This is a genomic window from Nostoc sp. UHCC 0251 (assembly GCF_034932245.1).
Taxonomy (GTDB): Bacteria; Cyanobacteriota; Cyanobacteriia; order Cyanobacteriales; family Nostocaceae; genus Nostoc.
Genome location: NZ_JAYGHD010000255.1, coordinates 1 through 1941, shown reverse-complemented (window position 1 = coordinate 1941; position 1941 = coordinate 1). Strand labels below are relative to the sequence as shown.

Below are 1941 nucleotides of genomic sequence, written 5' to 3'. Positions count from 1 at the left end.
GGGAGCAACGCGATTTGGTGAGATCGGGCAAAAAAGCTGCGATCGCTAAAAACTAGTTTCAGTATAATTTGTATTTTTACTACAAAAGACACAGTATTAATACTGGTTTAGATTTGTGGAATATTTTAATATCTAAAGATGACTCATTTTTGGGAGACAAAAAAAGGTAGGATTCCCTTTGGAGTAAAGGTTTTGATATCTAACATCAAAACAAAAACAGGGATGCCTACAATGAAAAATAATATATGTTCTACTTTCGATATAAGCAAATATTTGTCACATTTTCAAGAAAAAGTTACGAAACTTTTAGACTTAACTGACATCTCAGAATTTGATGGACAAGTTTTAAAAATACGTGAGGAAGAAATTAGGAAATCTGCATTAATTTTGGCAGGAGAATGTATCGCTTTATTACTTCATAATCTGTCTAAGTCCCAAGATTTTTTGGATAAAGCGATGCAGCAAACACAGGGTTGGTGGCACAATAAAACGCAAAAGCATGGTTATAAAAAGCGACAAATATTAACGATTGGTAATGTTGAAGTAAGTTTAAAATTACCGTATGTAGTTGAACGTAAAAATCAACCAGATAAAAATAAACAACATGAAGGATTTTGTCCATTCTTAAGATATTTAGGAATGTCCGAGGGTTTAACCCCAGTTGTTTTATCAAAGGTTGCTCAATATGGCGCAATTGCAGGTTCATTTGAAGCTGCACGTACAACACTAATTGATTGGGGAATAAAGATTAGTTTAAAACGAATAGAACGGCTAACATATTATTTTGGTCAGTTGGGAATAGATTTACGTACTCACAAGCTAAATGACTTAAAATCTGGTAATTTATCCACTTTAAATATTCTTAAAGACCAACGTGTTGTAATTGCTGTAGACGGTGGTCGTACCCGTATTCGGATACCGAAAAAAGGAAAGCGTAAGGTTAAAACAAATCGTTATGGCTTTGCAGGTGAATGGATGGAGCCAAAATTACTAACAATTTATGTAGTAAATGAACAAGGGCAAAAAATTAGGACATCAGCAATTCCTATTACTAATGATGGCACATATTCAGGTTATCAAGGGTTCATCCAGATTTTAGAAATGTATTTAGTAAATTTGGGTATAAGCCAAGCAAAACAAGTTTTATTAATTGGGGATGGTGCAGAGTGGATATGGATACATATCCCTCCTTTATTAAAAAAACTACAATGTCCCCACGAAACTTATCAGTTGTTAGATTTTTATCACGCAGCATCACATTTACAAGACTTTGCCGATGCTGCTTTTAGCACAAATAATGAGCGTCAACAATGGTTTAAAAAGTCTCGTAAAATGTTAAAAAAAGGTCAAGCACTAGATTTAATGAGAAACATGGGTGAGATTATATTATCAGCTACTGGAGAACGCTGCAAAATTTTAGTACGAGAACGAAATTACATTTTAAAAGCTTATCGACGGAGGCTTTTAAAATATAATGAAATTATGTCTCGAAAGCTCCCTCTTGGTAGTGGTGCAGTTGAAAGTTTAATTCGTCAAGTCGTTAATTTACGCATGAAAGGAAACGGAAAATTTTGGTTAAAAAGTAATGCTGAAATTATGTTACATCTGCGATGTCAATGGATAGCTGGACGCTGGGATGATTTTTGTAATTCTATCTTTAATTCGTTCATCAAGCCTATATCTGCTTGATAAATTTTATACTTTAATTTTGGTGTTAACTAATTAAATGCTACAATTGAGACTAAGTAATTAAGAATAGTTACTTTACTTTTAAAAAAAAAATCGTTAAATAGCTTGCTAGTAATCTTTTTGAGATATTTCATCAAGATAAATTGTCCTGTAAATCAGTAGAACAATGGCAAATAAAATCACTTTGTACTTAAAGATAATTTTTAGCGATCGCAGCTTTTTTGCCCGATCTCACCAAATCGCGTTGCTCCC

The 1941-nt window shown here is 33.1% G+C and carries 1 protein-coding gene; it reads left to right on the top strand.

The window, feature by feature from the left end:
• Window positions 1-231: 231 nt before the first annotated feature.
• Complete coding sequence (locus VB740_RS18010; protein WP_323201323.1) at window positions 232-1689, top strand: ISLre2 family transposase; 1458 nt, start codon at window positions 232-234, stop codon at window positions 1687-1689.
• Window positions 1690-1941: the final 252 nt, after the last annotated feature.

What these genes read in the sequence shown, in the direction of transcription:
- VB740_RS18010 (WP_323201323.1), top strand. Translation starts at nt 232, where the DNA reads ATGAAAAATAATATATGTTCTACTTTCGATATAAGCAAATATTTGTCA.